This is a genomic window from Halomonas sp. M4R1S46 (genome assembly GCF_025725685.1).
GTDB lineage: Bacteria > Pseudomonadota > Gammaproteobacteria > Pseudomonadales > Halomonadaceae > Halomonas.
Window position 1 is genome coordinate 2,829,563 of sequence record NZ_CP107008.1, and the last position, 17,700, is coordinate 2,847,262.

The 17,700-nt window shown below is 70.1% G+C and carries 20 protein-coding genes; 10 read left to right on the forward strand and 10 right to left on the reverse strand.

Going from position 1 to position 17,700, the window contains the following annotated elements:
- The 5 genes from deoD (at position 1) to OCT48_RS13275 (ending at position 3,013) form a co-directional block, all read left to right on the forward strand.
- Entirely contained in the window at positions 1 to 735 is a 735-nt protein-coding gene (gene deoD, locus OCT48_RS13255; protein ID WP_263589604.1) for a purine-nucleoside phosphorylase, read from the forward strand.
- On the forward strand, positions 732 to 1,154 hold the full coding sequence (gene cdd / locus OCT48_RS13260) for a cytidine deaminase (RefSeq protein ID WP_263589605.1): 423 nt from the start codon (positions 732 to 734) through the stop codon (positions 1,152 to 1,154). The genes deoD and cdd overlap by 4 nt, the downstream gene beginning before the upstream one ends.
- 274 nt (positions 1,155 to 1,428) lie before the next feature.
- Positions 1,429 to 1,836: a gamma-glutamylcyclotransferase gene (locus OCT48_RS13265; protein ID WP_263589606.1), complete on the forward strand. Its 408-nt coding sequence runs from the start codon at positions 1,429 to 1,431 to the stop codon at positions 1,834 to 1,836.
- 33 nt (positions 1,837 to 1,869) lie between these two features.
- Positions 1,870 to 2,190 (forward strand): hypothetical protein, encoded by a 321-nt coding sequence (locus tag OCT48_RS13270; RefSeq protein WP_263589607.1) that lies wholly within the window; start codon positions 1,870 to 1,872, stop codon positions 2,188 to 2,190.
- Between the two features lie 82 nt (positions 2,191 to 2,272).
- Complete coding sequence (locus tag OCT48_RS13275) at positions 2,273 to 3,013, forward strand: dienelactone hydrolase family protein (protein WP_263589608.1); 741 nt, start codon at positions 2,273 to 2,275, stop codon at positions 3,011 to 3,013.
- A 100-nt stretch (positions 3,014 to 3,113) separates the two neighbouring features.
- On the opposite strand, the gene OCT48_RS13280 is transcribed toward OCT48_RS13275, so the two are convergent.
- Both OCT48_RS13280 and OCT48_RS13285 read right to left on the reverse strand, forming a co-directional pair.
- Positions 3,114 to 3,764: a PQQ-binding-like beta-propeller repeat protein gene (locus OCT48_RS13280; RefSeq protein ID WP_263589609.1), complete on the reverse strand. Its 651-nt coding sequence runs from the start codon at positions 3,762 to 3,764 to the stop codon at positions 3,114 to 3,116.
- 36 nt (positions 3,765 to 3,800) lie between these two features.
- Entirely contained in the window at positions 3,801 to 5,021 is a 1,221-nt protein-coding gene (locus OCT48_RS13285; protein ID WP_263589610.1) for a helix-turn-helix domain-containing protein, read from the reverse strand.
- A gap of 86 nt (positions 5,022 to 5,107) precedes the next feature.
- On the opposite strand from OCT48_RS13285, the gene OCT48_RS13290 reads away from it, so the two are divergent.
- Entirely contained in the window at positions 5,108 to 5,887 is a 780-nt protein-coding gene (locus tag OCT48_RS13290; RefSeq protein WP_263589611.1) for a DUF899 domain-containing protein, read from the forward strand.
- 188 nt (positions 5,888 to 6,075) lie between these two features.
- Complete coding sequence (locus OCT48_RS13295) at positions 6,076 to 6,468, forward strand: VOC family protein (RefSeq protein WP_263589612.1); 393 nt, start codon at positions 6,076 to 6,078, stop codon at positions 6,466 to 6,468.
- Positions 6,469 to 6,501: 33 nt separating this feature from the next.
- On the opposite strand, the gene OCT48_RS13300 is transcribed toward OCT48_RS13295, so the two are convergent.
- The 5 genes from OCT48_RS13300 to OCT48_RS13320 form a co-directional block, all read right to left on the reverse strand.
- Positions 6,502 to 6,867 (reverse strand): glutaredoxin family protein, encoded by a 366-nt coding sequence (locus OCT48_RS13300; protein ID WP_263589613.1) that lies wholly within the window; start codon positions 6,865 to 6,867, stop codon positions 6,502 to 6,504.
- A gap of 211 nt (positions 6,868 to 7,078) precedes the next feature.
- Positions 7,079 to 8,050 (reverse strand): LacI family DNA-binding transcriptional regulator, encoded by a 972-nt coding sequence (locus tag OCT48_RS13305; RefSeq protein ID WP_263589614.1) that lies wholly within the window; start codon positions 8,048 to 8,050, stop codon positions 7,079 to 7,081.
- A gap of 141 nt (positions 8,051 to 8,191) precedes the next feature.
- On the reverse strand, positions 8,192 to 9,268 hold the full coding sequence (locus tag OCT48_RS13310; RefSeq protein WP_263589615.1) for a Gfo/Idh/MocA family protein: 1,077 nt from the start codon (positions 9,266 to 9,268) through the stop codon (positions 8,192 to 8,194).
- Positions 9,268 to 10,047 (reverse strand): ThuA domain-containing protein, encoded by a 780-nt coding sequence (locus OCT48_RS13315; protein ID WP_263589616.1) that lies wholly within the window; start codon positions 10,045 to 10,047, stop codon positions 9,268 to 9,270. Before OCT48_RS13315 ends, OCT48_RS13310 begins: the two co-directional genes overlap by 1 nt.
- 253 nt (positions 10,048 to 10,300) lie before the next feature.
- Positions 10,301 to 12,610, reverse strand: coding sequence for a mechanosensitive ion channel family protein (locus OCT48_RS13320; RefSeq protein ID WP_263589617.1), 2,310 nt, complete (start codon positions 12,608 to 12,610; stop codon positions 10,301 to 10,303).
- A gap of 100 nt (positions 12,611 to 12,710) precedes the next feature.
- On the opposite strand from OCT48_RS13320, the gene OCT48_RS13325 reads away from it, so the two are divergent.
- Both OCT48_RS13325 and OCT48_RS13330 read left to right on the forward strand, forming a co-directional pair.
- On the forward strand, positions 12,711 to 13,706 hold the full coding sequence (locus tag OCT48_RS13325; protein ID WP_263589618.1) for an amidoligase family protein: 996 nt from the start codon (positions 12,711 to 12,713) through the stop codon (positions 13,704 to 13,706).
- Positions 13,703 to 14,380, forward strand: coding sequence for a gamma-glutamyl-gamma-aminobutyrate hydrolase family protein (locus OCT48_RS13330; protein WP_263589619.1), 678 nt, complete (start codon positions 13,703 to 13,705; stop codon positions 14,378 to 14,380). Before OCT48_RS13325 ends, OCT48_RS13330 begins: the two co-directional genes overlap by 4 nt.
- 306 nt (positions 14,381 to 14,686) lie before the next feature.
- On the opposite strand, the gene OCT48_RS13335 is transcribed toward OCT48_RS13330, so the two are convergent.
- Positions 14,687 to 15,118 carry an OsmC family protein gene (locus OCT48_RS13335; protein ID WP_263589620.1) on the reverse strand — a complete coding sequence of 144 codons (432 nt, stop codon included), beginning with the start codon at positions 15,116 to 15,118 and terminating at the stop codon, positions 14,687 to 14,689.
- 153 nt (positions 15,119 to 15,271) lie between these two features.
- Between OCT48_RS13335 and OCT48_RS13340 the strand changes: the two genes are divergently transcribed.
- Positions 15,272 to 16,156: an aldo/keto reductase gene (locus tag OCT48_RS13340; protein WP_263589621.1), complete on the forward strand. Its 885-nt coding sequence runs from the start codon at positions 15,272 to 15,274 to the stop codon at positions 16,154 to 16,156.
- Between the two features lie 26 nt (positions 16,157 to 16,182).
- Here OCT48_RS13340 and OCT48_RS13345 read toward each other — a convergent pair whose 3' ends face one another.
- Complete coding sequence (locus tag OCT48_RS13345; protein ID WP_263589622.1) at positions 16,183 to 16,746, reverse strand: DUF1415 domain-containing protein; 564 nt, start codon at positions 16,744 to 16,746, stop codon at positions 16,183 to 16,185.
- 246 nt (positions 16,747 to 16,992) lie between these two features.
- On the reverse strand, positions 16,993 to 17,697 hold the full coding sequence (gene nfi, locus OCT48_RS13350) for a deoxyribonuclease V (protein ID WP_263589623.1): 705 nt from the start codon (positions 17,695 to 17,697) through the stop codon (positions 16,993 to 16,995).
- Positions 17,698 to 17,700: the final 3 nt, after the last annotated feature.

Sequence of the window (17,700 nt, forward strand, 5' to 3'; positions counted from 1 at the left end):
ATGGCGACTCCCCATATCCAGGCCGAGCGCGGCGACTTCGCCGACACCGTGCTGATGCCCGGCGACCCGATCCGCGCCAAGTACATCGCCGAGACCTTCCTCGAGGATGCCCGCTGCATCAACGAAGTGCGCAATATGTACGGCTACACCGGCACCTACCAGGGCCGCGATATCTCGGTGATGGGCCATGGCATGGGCATCCCCTCGGTGTCGATCTATGCCAAGGAGCTGATCACCGACTACGACGTCAAGCGGCTGATCCGGGTCGGCTCCTGCGGCGCGGTCCGCGACGACGTGGCGGTGCGCGACGTGGTGATCGGCCTGGGCGCGAGCACCGATTCCGGCGTCAACCGCACCCGCTTCCTCGGCCACGACTTCGCCGCCATCGCCGACTTCGCTCTCACCCGCCATGCGGTGGATGCCGCCGCGGCCCAGGGCGTCGCAGTGAAGGTGGGCAACCTCTTCTCGGCGGACCTGTTCTACAACCCGGACCCCGCACTGATCGAGACCCTGCGCCGCTACGGCATCGTCGGCGTGGAGATGGAGGCCGCCGGCCTCTTTGGGGTGGCCGCCGAGTTCGGCGCCCGGGCCGCCACCATCTGCACGGTCTCCGACCACATCGTCAAGGGCGACTCGCTGTCCAGCGAGGCGCGCGCCACCACCTTCGACGAGATGATGACCATCGCCCTGGACGGCGTGCTGCGCGACGATGCGGCCCGGGAGGCCGGCGCATGAGCGGCGAGATCGAGGCGAGCATCGTCGAGGCGCTGATCCAAGTACGCGACCGCGCCTATGCGCCCTACTCGAACCACCCGGTGGGTGCCCTGGTGGTCAGCGAGAGCGGCACCCGCTACGCCGGCGCCAACGTCGAGGTCGCCCACTACAAGGGGCTCTGCGCCGAGGCCTCGGCCATCGCCGCCATGGCCAGCGCCGGCGAGCGCGAGCTGCGCGAGGTCTACGTGATCGGGCCCGGCCAGCACCTGTGCACGCCCTGCGGCGACTGCCGCCAGCGCATCCGCGAGTTCGCGAGCGCAGAGACACGAATCCGCGTGGTCGACGCCGAGGGCCGGCTGCTCCGGCGCTACACCATAGACGAGCTGCTGCCGGACTCCTTCGGCCCGGAGAACCTGGGCCGCGACTCGGCGATGGACTGAGCCCTCGGCGCTCCCCCTGAACGAGTGAGGGGCGCCGGGGACAGGTTGTAGAGGAGGTCCTACGCCATGGGTGAGGAGGATTGCTCCGAACGGGCTGGCCATGGATGGCCAGCACCGGCCCTGCAAGCGGAGCAGGATGCGAGAGCGCCGCAGGGCGTCGGTAGCGCCCAGGGATGGGTTCACAGTGCCTCCTCGTAGAGCTGTCGCCGGATCAGCCCCGAACGGCGAGCTTTGTTAAACTGGCGTCCGCCCACTCGCGGAGAGGACAGCCCCCATGCCTAGCCCCGCCATCGCCATCGACCGCACGCCCCTGGTCGCCGTCTATGGCACCCTGAAGCGCGGCCTGCGCAACCACCACTGGCTGGACGGTGCCGACTTCGTGGGCGCCGACCGCCTGACCACCGCCACCCTCTACGACCTCGGCCCCTACCCTGGCGCCCGGCTCGAGCCCTCGCGAGGCGTCGAGATCGAGGTCTTCCGCGTCGATGCGGCGCTGCTCGCCGGCCTCGACCGGCTGGAGGACTATCGGGTCCGCCGCCCGACGAGCGGCACCTACGACCGCGTCGTCCACCCCACCGCCTTCGGCCCGGCCTGGCTGTATCTCTACAACCTCGACGTGGCGGGCTACACCGTGATCCGCGAGGGCGGCTGGATGCCGCGCGCCAGCCGTTCTGTGGTATAAACGCCGCCACTATTCTTCACCAAGGAGACCGCCATGGGCCGCCTCTTGTCCCTCATCGTGATCGCCGGCCTGGCCTATGGCGGGCTCTATGTCAGCTATGGCCTGACCGTCAAGGACGACGTCGAGCAGGCGCTCGCCGACGTCGGCCTCACTGCCCTGGAGGTGGAGGGCGTCGACTACGGCTTGCTGGCTCCCCTGGGCACGGAGGCGACGATCTCCGCCGACGTCAACTACCAGGGCGCCTCGGCCACCGTCGACCTGCGCCTGCATGGCCATCCGCTCTTCTCGGAGGAGGTGCGCCTCGAGCTCGACGGCCTGCAGGCCTTGCGGCTGACCATCGGGGCGGGGAAGTAACGACCTCGTCAACAGCGCCGGCCCCCGGTTACAGTCGTCCCTGACGACCTTGCATCCGCCCTCGACACCCCGGAGCCCCTTCATGTCTCGCGCTATCGACATCCCCGCCGCCGACGGCACCATCGACGCCCATGTCTTCACGCCCGGGAACGCCGCCGGCCCGCTTCCGGCCGTGGTGCTGTTCACCGATATCGGCGGCCTGCGCCCCTGCTATCACGAGAAGGCACAGCGGATCGCGGACAACGGCTACGCCGTGTTGATGCCCAACGTCTACTACCGCGATGCGACCGGTGCCGTCGTGCCGGAGGGCAAGTCCTTCCGCGATCCGGACGTGCGACCGACACTGCTCGAGTATGCCGCCCACCTGACACCCGAGGCGCAGGCCCGCGACTTTGCCGCCCTCCTGAATTGCCTCGATAGCGAGGCCGAGTTTGCGGACGGCAAGCTGGGCGTGGTCGGCTATTGCATGACCGGGGCCTTCGCGCTGCGCATGGCGGCCGAATACCCCGGCCGCGTGGCCGCCGCGGCCGGGTTTCACTCGGCTCGGCTGGCGGACGCCGACGACCCGAACAGTCCCGTGCACGGGGTCGGCAGCATCGAGGGGCGCGTCTATCTCGGCCACGCCGACAAGGACGAGCTGCTGCCCCCCGAGCAGATCGCCCGCCTGGACGAGGCGCTGGCCGACGCCGGCGTGCACTTCACCACGGAGCTCTACAAGGGCGCGGCCCACGGCTTCACGGCGAAGGACGCTCCCTCCTACGACGCGACCGCCGACGCGCGGCATCACAAGCGCCTGGCCATGCTCCTGGAGGAGACGCTGTAAGGCGACATTCGCTCGCTGTCCTTTAGCGGTCCTGTCAGTGGGGAGGCCAATAAGGTCTGTCCCCGATTACCCGGGTGCCTGGCCCGGCCCGACGTTTGCCTCAATCGATCGCGGCACCTCGACCGGGGCGACGCACGGCTCTCACCGTTCCGCTGTTGCCGCCGCCGCAGAAGAAGCGCTCGCCACCGTCGGACTCGAGCCCCGAGACGCCCACGCCCGACGGCATCTCGATCCGCTCCAGGAGCTCGCCGGTTTGCGGGTCGAGCCGCCGCAGATCGCTCTGGTCATCCTGCCAGGTGCCGTGCCAGAGCTCGCCGTCGACCCAGGTGACCCCGGTGACGAAGCGCTCGGATTCGAGGGTGCGCAGGAGTTCGCCCGTCTCGGGGTCGACCTGCTGGATCCTGCGGTCCCGATACTGCCCCACCCACAGCGACCCCTCGGCCCAGGCGAGCCCCGAGTTGCCGCCGCCCGGGGGCGCCGGGATCCTGGCCAGCACCCGGCCGGTATCCGGATCGATCTTCTGGATGTGTTCCCCGGCCATCTGAAACAGGTGCCGGCCGTCGAAGGCCGTGCCGGCATCGGCGGCGACGTCGAGCGAGCGCAGGATCTCCCCGCTTTCCGGGTCGAGGGCCGTGAGCCGGCCGTCGCTGGCGAACCAGAGGTGCCGCCCGTCATGACTGACCCCATGTACACCCTCGATCCCCGGGAAGGGGCCGTATTCCGCCAGGATGTCCGCCGTTGATCGCTTCATGATGTTCTCCCGATGAGGTGGCTTCACGCATCCAGCCTAGCCACTCGGCAGGGGCGCGGGGAGTAACAAGGTTGTCGGGAATCCCGGCACGGGGGGCGTGATCCAGCGCCGCGCCCGCCCGCGACCGAAGGCCTCCACCCTGCCGGCGGCGGCCAGCGCGTCGAGCGCCCGCTGCACGCTGCGCTGGCTGGTACCGAGCGCCAGGGCCAGGGCCGAGCTCGACCACGCCTCGCCGTCGGCGAGCAGGGCCAGCAGCGTCGCATGCGCCTCCTCGACGGGCGGCGCCAGCACCACGACCTCGCGGCTGCCGAGCGGGGCCAGCGCGTATCCGCGGGGCGTCGCGGTCACGCCGGCCAGTGGCCCGAGCGTGTGGCGCAGCCGGCCGATCTCGACCCGCAACCGGGCGCGATAGGAGTCATCGGCCTGCTTCCCCCGGAAAGCCCGCGCGACGAGGGCGCCCCGCGGCACGTCGCCGGGCCAGGCCTCGCCCAGCAGGCGGACGAGGGTGAACAGCACCGGGCGACGGCCCAATGGGATGACCGTGTGCGCGTCGCGCACGACGTGACGGCAGGCGTCCACCACGAGTGCCGGCGAGGCCAGCAACGCCTCCACCTCCTCTAGCTTCAGGGCCTGAGCCTCGCCGTGGGCGATCAGACGCGCCACGGGCGTCTCCAGGGCGCGGGCGACGCCTTCGACCTCCGCCAGCAGCGCGGGGATGGCGGCAGCGCACGCCGCCCGTTCGGCCCGGGCGAGCGCCGCGCGCGCCGTGTGGCTGCGCAGGCGGCGCATCGCGATCCCGGCGACCACCAGCTCGTGGGCGACCCGCGAGGCGAGTCGCAGGGACGCGGGGTCGAGCCCGTCGAGCGCCCGCTCGGCCTCGTCGAGTCGACCGATCAGCAGCAGGCGACGGGCCTCGAGATAGCGCGCATGCGCGGCGTTCACCCGGTCGCCGTATGCCTCGAGGGTCGCCCTCGCCGCGGCGAGCGCCTTCGCCGGCCAGCCCAGGTCGCGCGAGACGAGGGCGATCTCCGCCTCGGCGACGACGCAGCGGGCGCGGGCCGCGGGCGCTTTCGTCCCGAACGCTCGCGCGGCGCGGCGCAGCAGGGCCTTGGCCCGCACGAGGTCACCGAGCTGCGCCATGGCGATGCCACGCAGCGCCAGTGCCGGCGCGTCGTCGCGCAGGGCGACCCGGTTCAGCGCACCGAGCGGATCACCCGTCGCCAGCGCACGCGCCGCGGCCGTGGTCAGCGCGTCCATCGCAATCCCGCCACACTTGTCACTCCCCGGGGCGAAGCCTGATGCCTAGTCTATACCCAACACCCACCCCCCAGGAGGGAGACGCGATGACCACGCACAGGACCGGGACACGTGACGAGTGGCTGGCGGCGCGGCTCGAGCTGCTCGAGGAGGAGAAGGCACTCACCCGGCACAGCGACGCGCTGGCGCGCAGGCGGCAGGCGCTGCCGTGGGTGCGAGTCGACAAGGCGTACCGCTTCGAGACCGACGACGGCAGCGCCTCGCTGGCCGACCTCTTTCGCGGACGCTCGCAGCTGCTCGTCTACCACTTCATGTTCGGCCCCGACTACGCGGCGGGCTGTCCCTCCTGCTCGGCGATCGCCGACGGCTTCGACGGCATCGTCGTGCACCTGGCCCACCACGACGTGATGCTCTGGGCGGTATCGCGGGCGCCGCTCGCCAAGCTGCAGGCGTACCGGCGACGCATGGGCTGGCGCTTCCCCTGGGCGTCCTCGCTCGGCGGCGACTTCAACTTCGACTTCAACGTCGCCTTCACCGAGGCACAACAGCGCGAGGGCGGAATCGAATACAACTACCGCCGCGAGGCGGGCATGCCGCTGGTAGGGCGCGACACCGCGTCCTGGCAGGAGGAGCCGGTGGCGAAGATGGCGGCCACGACCGGCACCGACCCGGCCACCTACACGCGCGAGCGGCCGGGCATGAGCGCCTTCGTGCTCGAGGACGGCATCATCTACCACACCTACTCCACCTATGCGCGCGGTCTGGACGGTCTCTGGGGCATGTACCAGTGGCTCGACCGCGCCCCCAAGGGGCGCAACGAGGAAGGCGTCTGGTGGCGGCGCCACGACGAGTACGAGACGCGCTGAGCGACGATGGCTGTGGTCGCCGCAACGGCGGGACGGGAGCCCTTCGCCATGGACACCGCGGCCGGCCGCGGGATGGAGACAATACTGCAGATGCAGACGTTCGATATCGCGGCGCTCGAACGTGCGACCCTCCGGTAAGCCGAGACTCGTCATAGCGATGCCGCCACGCAGCCAAGGGGAAAACGACCATGGCCATCAACTTCGACCACACCATCCTGGCAGCCCATGACAGCCATGCGTCCGCGGCTTTCCTCGCGGAGGTGCTGGGGTTGCCGGAACCGCGCCGGTGGGGACCGTTCGATATGGTCGTCGCGGATAATGGCGCCAAGCTCGACTACATGGAGCAGAGCGGAGATGTCACGCCCCAGCACTACGCCTTTCTGGTGGACGAGGCGGATTTCGACGCGATCTTCCAACGAATCCGCGAGAGGAGGCTCGACTACTGGGCCGATCCGGCGCAAGGAAGGGAAGGCGAAATCAACCACCGTGACGGCGGCAGAGGCGTTTACTTCGAAGATCCCAACGGCCACCTCCTGGAAGTGCTGACGCGTCCCTATGGGAGCGGCGGCTGGAATCCGTGAGCCGGCAGGCGTGCCGGTCGAGACGCTCGCCCGTCAGCCGAAGCGCTTCCTGAGGTAGTCGATGATGGCCTGGGCGCCGTAGAGCCACTGCACCTCCCCCGCCGGCTCGCGGATGTACAGGCAGGGCACCTCCAGCTGGCCGCCCTCCTCCTTCAGCACCCGGGTGTGCTCGGGGTCGAGGCGCACGTCCCGGGTCTCGATCTCGAGCCCCAGCCGGGTGATCTCCCGCCTCACCTGGATGCAGTCGGGCTCGCTCCAGGCCTGGTAGAGGGCCAGGGTCTCGCAGGCCTGGTCCACCTCGGCCTGCTGCGCCTCGTCGCGCGAGACTTCCCGGCGGGTGCCGAGCTTGTTGGCCACCCATACCACCGGCGCCAGCAGGGTCCTCAATGAAGGTCGCATGGTCGGGCTCCCCCTCAGCCGTCAAGATTCGGCGCTCGCCGCCGATATCCCAACCTAGCACATCTTCATTGGCCCCGGCCGGGGCCAGCGAGATCGACGCAGGCCCATCTGGCCATGGGTCGGGGAATGACCGCTGGCCGCTCGCCGGCCTGGGGGTGCTCGGCGCCGGCATCGCTCTGGGTCGCTTCCTCCTCTAGGCGGAGAGGCCTCCCTAGCCGGTCTCGCGGACCACCAGCTCCACCGGCATGGAGACGTGACGCGGCGGCTTGCCCGCCAGCGCCTCGCCCAGCAACTCGACGCTCATGGCGGCGATGGCGGCGATGTCCTGGCGCACCGTGGTCAGGTCCTCGGCCAGGGTCGGCAGGTCGTCGAAGCCGGTGACCGCCACCTGCTCGGGGACGCGCAAGCCGTGATCCTCCAGGGCCGTCAGGCAGCCTCGGGCGAGCTCGTCGTTCTCGCAGACCAGGCCGTCATGGGCGTGCGGGTCCTGCTCCAGGCGCCGGCGCAGCCAGCGGTAGCCGGTCAGTGCCGGGTCCAGGTTGGGCGGGATGTCGATCAGCGAGGCCTCGAGGCCGGCCTCGGCGAGCGCCTGGCGGTAACCGCCCAGGCGGTGCTGGCTATGGGGGCTCTCCAGCTCGTCGCCGACGAAGGCGATGCGGCGCCGCCCTCCCTCGATCAGGTGGCGGGTGGCCAGGTAGATGCCGTGGCGATCCTCCGGCGCCACCGAGAAGCCCTCCCCGGCCAGGCCGATGCGCACGAAGGGCACGCCCCGAGACCTCATCAGCGCCGGGCGCGGGTCGTCGGCGAACTCACCGAGCAGGAGAGCGGCGCCGGCCTGCTCGGGTAGGGTCGCCGTGCGGTCATGGGCGAAGAAGATCGGCACCATGCCCTGGCGGTGCAGCGCCACGGTCAGGTGCTGATAGAGCAGGATGTAGTAGGGCCGTAGCTCGAAGTCGCGGCGCCCCAGCGAGATGCCCACCACCGCGGCCTTGCCGCTGATCAGCTGGCGGGCGGCGGCGCTGGGGCGATACTCGACGTCGCGGCTGATGGTCAGGATGCGCTCGCGCAGCGCCTCGCTGATGCCCGACTTGCCGTTGAGCGCACGGCTGACCGAGGCGATGGAGACGCCCGCCCGCCGCGCGATTTCCCGGATGTTGGCCGTCTTCGACGGATCTCTGCTCATCGCCTGCCTCATCACCGGGCGACCGGCCTCGCGCCGACCGCCATACCCTGCCGGCCACCGATTGTGCCCGAATGGACGGGGCGCTGCGACCGCGGCCCGTCCGCCGGCCCCGCGATGACGGGCCCCACGGACGGGCACGGCTCAGGCGGGCTGGCCCTGCGCCGGGGCGGCGTGCCCGGCCAGGCGCAGGCCGCCACCCCGGGCGTCGGAGTCGAAGCAGGCATCCAGCACCCGCTGCAGGGCGGCGCCGCGCGCGAAGTCGGGCTGGTCGTTGACGCCGCTGGCGATGCCGTCGATGAAGCGCCGGTAGATGCTCGGCGTCGGCGGAGCAGTGAGCGCGGTCCAGCGCGCGGGGTGCACGTCCTCGCCGAGGCACACCTGCACCCGGTCCCGGGCCGCGTCGAGATCGACGCGCAGCGCGCCGCGATCGCCGTGGACCGAGAGCGCCAGCGAGTTGTGATGGCCGGTGGCCCAGCGGGTGGCCTGGATGGTGCCCAGCGCGCCGCCGGCGAACTCCACCTGCATCAGGGCGCTGTCGTTGGCGTCGAGCCTGTACTCGCCGATGCGGTTGTCCGGGGCCTTGTCGAAGCACTTGAGCCGGCAGGTCACCGCGGCGATGTCGCCCACCGGGAAGCTGGCGAAGTCGAGGATGTGCACCCCCACGTCGCCCAGCACGCCCTTGCTGCCGTGCGCCTCGGAGAGCCGCCACAGCCACTGGCTGTCCTGGTCCCAGCGCCCCCAGGCGTCGCTCACCAGCCAGCTCTGGCGGTAGCTGGCGTCGACGTGCATCACCCGCCCCAGTCGGCCTTCGGCCACCAGCTCCCGGGCCAGCTGGATCGCCGGAGCGTCGCGATAGCTGAGGTTGACCATGTTGATCACCCCCGCCTCGCGGGCCGCCGCGGCCATCGCCTCGGCGTCGGCGGCGTTGGTGGCCAGCGGCTTCTCGCAGAGGATGTGCTTGCCGGCGGCGATGGCGGCCAGCGAGGTCGCCTTGTGCACGCCGTCCGGGGTGACGTTGCTCACCGCCTGGATGTCGTCGCGGGCCAGCATGGCCGTCAGGTCGGAATGCGCCTCGGGAATGTCGTGCGCCTCGGCGAAGGCGCGTGCCTTGTCGCCGTCCAGGTCGCAGACCGCCACCACCTCGACGCCGTCGAGGGCCCGGAAGTGCTTGGCATGCTCGCCGGCCATGCTGCCGGCGCCGATGATCGCCAATCGCATCACTTGAAGCCCTCCTCGCCGGGCTTGTGCAGCCCCTCGCCCTTCACCTCCACCGGGTTCGGCGCCTGGTCGGGCGGCACGTTGGGGCAGCTGTCGATCCACCGCGCGCCCTCGGGACGGGCCCATTTCACGCCGTTCTTGAGCACCTGGCGCACCTGGTCGTCGTAGTAGATCGGATAGGTCTCGTGGCCGGGACGGAAGTAGAAGATCTTGCCGTTGCCGCGCTTGTAGGTGAGGCCGGAGCGGAACACCTCGCCGCCCTCGAAGGCACTGATGAAGATCACCTCGTCGGGGTTGGGCACCGCGAAGGGCTCGCCGTACATCTCGGTATGCGGCAGCTCGAGATAGTCACCCAGGCCCTGGACGATGGGATGGCCGGGGTTGACCACCCACAGCCGCTCGCGCTCGCCGGCCTCGCGCCACTTCAGCGAGCAGGTGGTGCCCATCAGGCGCTTGAAGATCTTCGCGTAGTGACCGGAATGCAGCACCAGCAGGCCCATGCCCTGCAGTACCCGCGCCTGGACACGGTCGACGATCTCGTCGCGGACGTCGCCGTGGGCAGCGTGACCCCACCACAGCAGCACGTCGGTGTCGTCGAGCACCTCCTCGGTAAGGCCGTGCTCGGGGTCCTGCAGGGTGACCGACCGGGCCTCGATCTGCGGGTCCTCGTCGAGCCCGGCGGCGATGCAGGCATGCATGCCGGCGGGATAGATGCGTGCTACCACCTCGTTGGTCTGCTCGTGGACGTTCTCGCCCCAGACCGTGACCTTGATCGTCATGGGTTGGCTCCTCCTGGCGTTGCCCTTACGGGCGGTGAAGACGTCGTCGATGCCGGCGACATGGCGAAGAGTAAACGTTTACGAGCAAGTCGTAAACGTTTACTCATTGCAACCATGGTCGCATCTCGCACTGACGCGTGCACCGGCCAGCGGAGTCATCTCAATGGCCGAGTGGCGGGATCGGGTGACGGGCGGTCCGAATGGCCAGCGGCCGAGGGCGGCGGCTGCCGGGCTCGGCGGGCAGGGCCGGGCGTCAGGTGCCGGGATCCGGCGAGGCCCCCCGGGGGTTGGTGTCGCCGGCCGGGTCGGCGATGCCGGCCTCGCCCGGCTCGCGACCCGCGGCATCGCGCGAGTCGCCCCGCTCGCGGCTGCCGTCGAGGCGGCCGCCACCCATCCCTTCCATGCTGACGCTCAGGCGTGGCACGCCGAGGTCCAGGGCCTGCTCCTCCATGCGCTGCTTGAGCAGCAGGTTGAAGGCACGGGCCACGTCCCACTGCATCTCCGGCGAGGTGCGAAAGCGCATGCGCAGGATCGCGCAGCCATCCTCGAAGTGGTCGATGCCCTGCATCTCCAGCGGCGACCAGATGTGGTGGCGCATCATCGGGTCCTGGCGAAGCGCCAGGGCGGTGTCGTGCATCAGGTCGGTGGCAGCGTCGATGGGCATGTCGAAGGGGATGCGGATACGCATCAGGGCGATGCCGAACTGCCGCGACATGTTATGGATCGACTCGATGCGGCTGAAGGTGATGATGTGCACGATGCCGTCGAGGTCGCGCAGCCGCACGGTGCGCAGGGTCAGTCCCTCGACGGTGCCCGTGTGGCCGTTGATCTTGACGAAGTCGTCCACGGCCAGCGAGTCCTCGATGAGGATGAAGATGCCGGTGATCAGGTCCTGGACCAGGGTCTGGGCACCGAAGCCCACGGCCAGGCCGATCACCCCGGCACCAGCCAGCAGCGGCGTGACGTTCACGCCCAGGTTGGCCAGGCCGACGATGGCGGCGATGATCACGATGGTGGCGAAGATGATGTTGCGGATCATCGGCGTGATGGTCTGGGCCCGGGCCTGGTTGACCCGCCGGCCTCGGGATCGCGCCGAGGAGACCAGGGCCCGCTGGATCGCCGTGTCGGCGAAGATCCACGCCAGCCAGGCCAGCAGCCCGGTGAAGCCGATACCCAGCAGCGCCTGGCCGATGCGTACGCTGGCCACGCCCTGCTGGCCGATGCCGACCAGCGAGCCCCCCCAGACCTGCAGCGACAGCTCGGCGAAGGCGATCCAGGCCAGCACATGGGACAGGGCATAGCCGAAGCGCTCCAGGCGCCGACGGTAGTCGCTCTGGCGCCGCCGCTTCGAGCGGCGCTCGGCATGGCGGCGGATCAGCCCGGTCACCACCAGGGTCAGCACCAGCAGCGAGGCGGAGATGATCGAGCGGGCCAGGGCCGCGCCCACGTCGCCGCCGGTGACGAAGATCGCCAGCAGCGAGCCCCACACCAGCAGCAGCGCCGGCACATGCCACAGGCCGCCGACCACCCGGGCCACCTCGGTGGCCCCGCTGCGCTCGCGGCGATAGCGATAGGAACGGTTGCGGATCAGATGCTTGATGGGGCGCTTGAAGCGCAGGATGAAGCGTCCGCTGAGCAGCGCCGCCAGGATGTTGGCCAGCACCGAGAGCAGGCTGGCCAGGTCGCCGCCGATCAGGTCACTGAGTCGCGACGAGTTGAGGGCATCGCCCAGGGCGATCAGCGCGCCGATGATGAACAGCGGCCGCAGGCCGCGATGCTGGAGAATCTGCACGGCGGTGAAGCGGTGCCCTTGGGTGAACACCGAGATCACCGATTCCACCACCACCGACAGGGTGCGCCCGCACAGGGCCACATAGGCGATCACCAGAGACCCGGTGCGCCCGGCGCTCTCCGGCACCAGCTGGGCGATGCCCAGCACCAGGGCGAAGGCCAGCGCCCAGGGCAGCATGCGGCGCAGGAAGTGGATCGCCAACAGGCCGCCCTTGGGCTCCCGGGGCAGGTCCAGGGGCCACGCCCGCTGCTGGGCCAGCATGCGGCCCAGGGCGATGAGGATGATCAGCAGCCCGCCCCAGATCACCGTCAGCACGGCCATCTCGATCACGAAGCGCAGCAGCTCGGCATTGCCGGTCCTCACCACCAGCGCCGAGAACTCCGACCAGCCCTGGCGCAGCTGGCGTCCCCACTCGTCGAGCGGCGAGCGCCCCGACTCGGCCTGCTCGCCCAAGGCATTGAAGGTCTCGGCGAGCGCCCCCAGCAGCCCCTGCGGGGACGCGATGCCTTCCTGGCCCACCACGTCCTCATTGGCCTGGCGCAGGGCTTTCAGGTCGGCGAGCAGTTCCCCGCGACGCCCCTCGTCCTCCAGGGTGGCGATGATCCGCTCCAGGGACGCCTGCATGGCCTCGGGGTCGTGGCTCGGCTGGGCATCACCGCCCCCCAGGGCGGACAGCGGCAGGGACTGGGCCGCCGCCGCCAGGGGCAGCAGCAGAAGCACCAGGATCAACAGGCCTCGCAGGGCATCGTGTAGGCGGGGCAGGCGTGGCAACGTCGGGTCTCCCTTGAGTGGCGTGCCGGCATCTTGCCGCATCCTGTCTGCCAACGGCAGTGTGTTAGGCTGCCGACGAACGTGCCCACAGGATGCCGACATGACGCCCCAACCGCCACCCGTACCCGACAGGGCCGATGGCAGCCGCCGCCGGGTCGGCATCGAGATCGAGTTCGCCGGCATGCCCCCACGCGAGACGGCCAGCCTCGTGCAGTCGCTGTTCGGCGGCCGGCTGGAAGTGATCAGCGCCCACCGGCTCAAGGTGACGGGGGCCCGCTGGGGCGACTTCGGCATCGAGCTGGACACCCAGTATGCCCATCCCGACAGCCGGCTCATCGATCCCGATGCCTACCAGGACAGCGAGTGGGAGCGCATGCGCCAGGACTTCCACACGCGAACCCGGGAACTGATCGGCGACGTGGTTTCCGGCCTGGTGCCCACCGAGATCGTCTGCCCGCCGGTGCCCTGGGACGAGCTGGACGAGCTCGACGCCTTGTTCGAGGCGCTGCGCCACCATGGCGCCAAGGGCACCGATGCCAGCCTGCTGTACGGCTTCGGTCTGCATCTCAATCCCGAGGTGCCGAGCCTGGCCGTCGAGGACATCCTGGCCTACCTGCGTGCCTATCTGCTCACGGCGAAGTGGCTGCGCGAACAGATCCGGGTGGACATCACTCGGGAGATGCTGCCCCATGCCAACCCCTACCCCCGGGCCTATGCCATCAAGGTGCTGGACCCCGGCTACACGCCCGACCTGGAGACCCTGATAGACGACTACCTGGAGGACAACCCGACCCGCAATCGCGAGCTGGACCTGCTGCCGCTGTTCGCCTACCTGCACCCTGAGCACCCCCACGAGCTGCTGAGCGACGCCCTGGTCAATCCGCGCCCCACCTTCCACTACCGGCTGCCCAATGCCCAGCTGTCGGAACCCGGCTGGGGGGCCGTCACCGAGTGGAACCGCTGGCTCGAGGTGGAGGTGCTGGCGACCTCGCCGGCCACGCTGGCCGAGCGTGGCGCCCAGTACCTCGCCCTGCACCGCCCCTCGCTGCCCCGGCGCTGGTGGACCGCCCTGTGTCGCTGGAGCCGTCGTCCATGAGCCGCGACCCGCGTCCGCTGATCGGCATCACCACCTCGGATCGCAAGAGTCGCATCGCCTGGTGGTTCGACTGGTTCGCCGTGTGGCGACACGGCGGCCGGCCCCTGCGGCTGTCCCCCGCGCGCCCCCGGCCGGCGGCCCTCGATGGCCTGATCATCGGTGGCGGCGATGACATCGAGGCCCACCACTACGGCGGCGAGATACAGCTCGACGTGCGGGTCGACCCCGAGCGCGACCAGTTGGAGCTCGAGTTGCTCGAACGCTTCATCCCCGCAGGCCGGCCGGTGCTCGGCATCTGCCGAGGGGCCCAGCTGATCAACGTCCACCGGGGGGGCACCCTGGACCCGGATATCTATACCACCCACGAGGGGCTCAAGCGGCGGCGCACCGTGTTGCCGCGCAAGACCGTGGACATCGTCGGCGACAGCCAGTTGAACCGCATCCTGCGGGTCACCTGGTGTCGCATCAACAGCCTGCACCACCAGGCGGTGAAGGAGACCGGCCAGGGCATCGAGATCGTCGCCCGGGACCGCGACGGCCTGGTGCAGGGCATCGAGTCCCGTCACCACGACTTCCTGATCGGAGTGCAGTGGCATCCCGAGTGGCTGATCTTCAACCGCCCCCAGCAGCGCCTGATCCGCGCCCTGGTGGAGGCCGCCCGGCGCCGCCCCTGAACGCGCGAAGGCCACCCGAAGGTGGCCTCGCGAGTCATACAGCGGCATATATCAAGCAATATCTAAAAAGTCGTCGAGCGCAGGCTAGAGCTAGGCCCGTTCCCTACGGGCCCACGCATTTCCCACATCCGTGTGGGTCACAAGGCAAAAATCTGCGACAAATCGGCAAAGAATGCCGATTTGGGCAGTTCCGCTGCTCGCAGAGCGAGCGACACGGAGGCCGCGAGTCAAAAGACGGAGTTTACGGAGAGTAAATGAGTCCTTTGAGCCGATTTTTAACGCCGTATAGCCGAGCGCAGACACTTTTTAGCCCTCCAGCTTGGCGTCCAGGCTGATCTCGGCGTTGAACAGCTTGGAGACCGGGCACCCCTCCTTGGCCTTGTTGGCGGCGTCCTGGAAGGCCGCCTCGTCGGCGCCGGGGACGCTGGCCCGGGTGTCCAGGTGAATCGCCGTGATGCCGAAGCCGCCCTCGACCTCCTCCAGGGAGACCGTGGCCTGGGTGGCGATGCGCTCGGGGGTGTAGCCCGCCTCGCCGAGGATCATGGACAGCGCCATGGAGTAGCAGCTGGCATGGGCGGCGCCGATCAACTCCTCGGGATTGGAGCCGGCCTCGCCCTCGAAGCGCTTGGCGAAGCTGTAAGGCACGTCACTGAGCATGCCGCTCTGGGTGGAGACCGTGCCCTGGCCATCCTTGAGGCCGCCCTGCCAGACGGCGCTTCCGTTCTTCTTGATGCTCATGTCGACTCCTCGATCGTTGGGTGGGTCGAAGCCTTGCTCCTACACGATAGACCATGCGGACGACCTGCCCGGGACACAAGGGCGCATTGCATCCCGGCCGGCCTGATCCCAATATATATGGAAAACCCTTCCATAACATCGAGAGGAGGCGTCATGACGATCCCGCCCCGTGTCACCCTGGCCGCCACCGCCCATGAGCCCGCCGTCGAGCTGCCCGCCATCGGCCAGGGCACCTGGTTCATGGGCGAGGGCCTCGCTCCCCGGGCCGACGAGGTGCGCGCCCTCCAGCAGGGCCTGGAGCGCGGCCTGCGGCTGATCGACACCGCCGAGATGTACGGCGATGGCGGCGCCGAGGAAGTGGTCGGCGAGGCCCTGACGGGGCGCCGCGAGGAGGCCTTCCTGGTCTCCAAGGTGTATCCCTGGAATGCCGGTCGTGACACCGCGATCGCCGCCTGCGAGGCGAGCCTCCGGCGACTCGGCACCGACCACCTCGACCTCTACCTGCTGCACTGGCCCGGGGGCATCCCCCTGGACGAGACCGTGGAGGCCTTCGAGCGGCTGCGCACGGCCGGCAAGATCCGCCGGTTCGGCGTCTCCAACTTCGACGTGGACGACATGGACGCCCTGCGGGCCACGCCCGGCGGTAATGACTGCGCCGTCAACCAGGTGCTCTACCACCTGGGCTCGCGGGGCATCGAGCACGCCCTGCGCCCCTGGCAGCGCCGGCACGGCATGCCGCTGATGGGCTACTGCCCGCTGGCCCAGGGTGGCCGGCTGCGCCGTCGGCTGCTCGACCATCCGGAGGTGCAGGCGGTGGCCGCCGAGCGCCACCTCACGCCGGCCCAGTTGCTGCTGGCCTGGGCGGTGAGGCCCCTCGACGGGGCGCGCGATCTGATCGCCATCCCCAAGGCGGTGCAGCCCGACCACGTCCGCGACAACGCCGACGTCCTCGACGTGACCCTGGACGAGGACGCCCTGGCCCGGCTCGATGCCGCCTTTCCGGCGCCGAGCCGCAAGGAGCCGCTGGATATCGTCTAGGCAAGGCGGATGTGTGACTGCGCGCGCTAACTCGGCCGGCTCGCCCCACGCAACGCCGCCAGCGAGGCGGCCAGCCGGTCGCGGCCCTCGGCCTCCATCAGTGCCGCGTTGCGCTCGGGGATCGCCTCGGGGTCGGGATAGTGAGCGAGGGCTCGCTCCAGGCCGGCCTCGCGGATCAGGTGCCACATCGGCCAGGGCGAGCGGTTGGTGTAGTTCCGTGGAGACTCCTCCGCCTCGCCCTCGAACTGATAGTCCGGGTGGAAGCTCGCCAGCTGGTAGACCCCCTCGTAGCCCTGCTCCACCAGCAGCGCCTCGGCCAGCCCCAGCACGTCCAGATAGTCGTCGAAATCCGCGAGGCCCTGGGTCAGCACCACCAAGGTGGTCTCGGTCTCGGCGCACTCATCGAGATGCCAGCACTCCTCCATCAGCCGCATCAGCGCGGCGGCGGGATCGGTGGCGTCCACCGTCACATAGCGGATGCTGTCGCGGGCGACCTCGCGGCCGGCGAAGGGGCACACCTCGAGGCCGACCACGAAGGTCTCGACCCAGGCTCGGGTGGCGTCGATGGGGGTGACGGGCGAGGCGGTCATGGCGGGCATCCGAGAAAAGGGAATCGCTCATGGTCCGCCTCCCCGCCCCGGAAGGCAAGCCGCCGGGCAAGTCTGCCAGGGCTATCGCAGTTAGCGTTGTCGCTCGGGGCTGATCCGTCGACAGGTCTGCGAGGGGGCGCTGTGAACCCCTCCATGGGCGCTACCGACGCCATCCATGGCGTAGGACCCCCTCTTCGACCCATCCCCGGCGCCCCTCGCCAGACCCAGCTTCGATTACCTCGCGGGTCAGCGCCGCTTCTGGTCCCGCCGGGACGCCAGGCGATCGGCCAGCCGGGTGGGTTCCGGCAGTTTGGTCTTGCCCAGGCAGGCCACCACCCAGCCCACCGCGGTCTCCAGGCACAGCCGATGCCCCGGCGAGACGAACACCGGCTTGACGCTCTCGCGCGAGCGCAGCACCGCACCGATGACCTCCTCGCCCTCGGGCCCGTCATCCTGCAGCGGCGCCCAGTCGCCACGCTCGGGCCCGGGCTCGACGTGGCGACCGACCAGCCGCGTCTTGGCCACGCCGATGGTCGGCAGGTCGAGCCATAGCCCCAGGTGGCTGGCCACGCCCAGCCGGCGCGGATGGGCGATGCCCTGGCCGTCGACCATCGCCAGCTGCGGCCGGGTCGAGAGCTTGTCGAAGGCGGCCAGGGCGGCGGGCACCTCGCGAAACGACAGCAGCCCCGGGATATACGGCATGCGCGTCGGCTCGCGGTGCACCGCCTGCTCCACCACCTCGAAGGCCCCGTCGGCCGCCGGCGGCCAGGCCAGCACCACCACGGCGGCGCGGGTGATCTCGCCACCCTGCTCGAAGCCGATATCCACCCCGGCGATGCGGTTCACCGGGTCCAGGCGGTCGGCGCGCTCGACCCGGCCGGCCAGGCGCTTCTGCAGGGCGATGGCCTCGGCGGGGGCGAGGCCCCAGTCGTGCAATGGCGTAGATGACATCAC

Coding starts and splice junctions, on each gene's coding strand:
- deoD (WP_263589604.1), top strand. CDS start 1: ATGGCGACTCCCCATATCCAGGCCGAGCGCGGCGACTTCGCCGACACC.
- cdd (WP_263589605.1), top strand. CDS start 732: ATGAGCGGCGAGATCGAGGCGAGCATCGTCGAGGCGCTGATCCAAGTA.
- OCT48_RS13265 (WP_263589606.1), top strand. CDS start 1,429: ATGCCTAGCCCCGCCATCGCCATCGACCGCACGCCCCTGGTCGCCGTC.
- OCT48_RS13270 (WP_263589607.1), top strand. CDS start 1,870: ATGGGCCGCCTCTTGTCCCTCATCGTGATCGCCGGCCTGGCCTATGGC.
- OCT48_RS13275 (WP_263589608.1), top strand. CDS start 2,273: ATGTCTCGCGCTATCGACATCCCCGCCGCCGACGGCACCATCGACGCC.
- OCT48_RS13280 (WP_263589609.1), bottom strand. CDS start 3,764: ATGAAGCGATCAACGGCGGACATCCTGGCGGAATACGGCCCCTTCCCG.
- OCT48_RS13285 (WP_263589610.1), bottom strand. CDS start 5,021: ATGGACGCGCTGACCACGGCCGCGGCGCGTGCGCTGGCGACGGGTGAT.
- OCT48_RS13290 (WP_263589611.1), top strand. CDS start 5,108: ATGACCACGCACAGGACCGGGACACGTGACGAGTGGCTGGCGGCGCGG.
- OCT48_RS13295 (WP_263589612.1), top strand. CDS start 6,076: ATGGCCATCAACTTCGACCACACCATCCTGGCAGCCCATGACAGCCAT.
- OCT48_RS13300 (WP_263589613.1), bottom strand. CDS start 6,867: ATGCGACCTTCATTGAGGACCCTGCTGGCGCCGGTGGTATGGGTGGCC.
- OCT48_RS13305 (WP_263589614.1), bottom strand. CDS start 8,050: ATGAGCAGAGATCCGTCGAAGACGGCCAACATCCGGGAAATCGCGCGG.
- OCT48_RS13310 (WP_263589615.1), bottom strand. CDS start 9,268: ATGCGATTGGCGATCATCGGCGCCGGCAGCATGGCCGGCGAGCATGCC.
- OCT48_RS13315 (WP_263589616.1), bottom strand. CDS start 10,047: ATGACGATCAAGGTCACGGTCTGGGGCGAGAACGTCCACGAGCAGACC.
- OCT48_RS13325 (WP_263589618.1), top strand. CDS start 12,711: ATGACGCCCCAACCGCCACCCGTACCCGACAGGGCCGATGGCAGCCGC.
- OCT48_RS13330 (WP_263589619.1), top strand. CDS start 13,703: ATGAGCCGCGACCCGCGTCCGCTGATCGGCATCACCACCTCGGATCGC.
- OCT48_RS13335 (WP_263589620.1), bottom strand. CDS start 15,118: ATGAGCATCAAGAAGAACGGAAGCGCCGTCTGGCAGGGCGGCCTCAAG.
- OCT48_RS13340 (WP_263589621.1), top strand. CDS start 15,272: ATGACGATCCCGCCCCGTGTCACCCTGGCCGCCACCGCCCATGAGCCC.
- OCT48_RS13345 (WP_263589622.1), bottom strand. CDS start 16,746: ATGACCGCCTCGCCCGTCACCCCCATCGACGCCACCCGAGCCTGGGTC.
- nfi (WP_263589623.1), bottom strand. CDS start 17,697: ATGTCATCTACGCCATTGCACGACTGGGGCCTCGCCCCCGCCGAGGCC.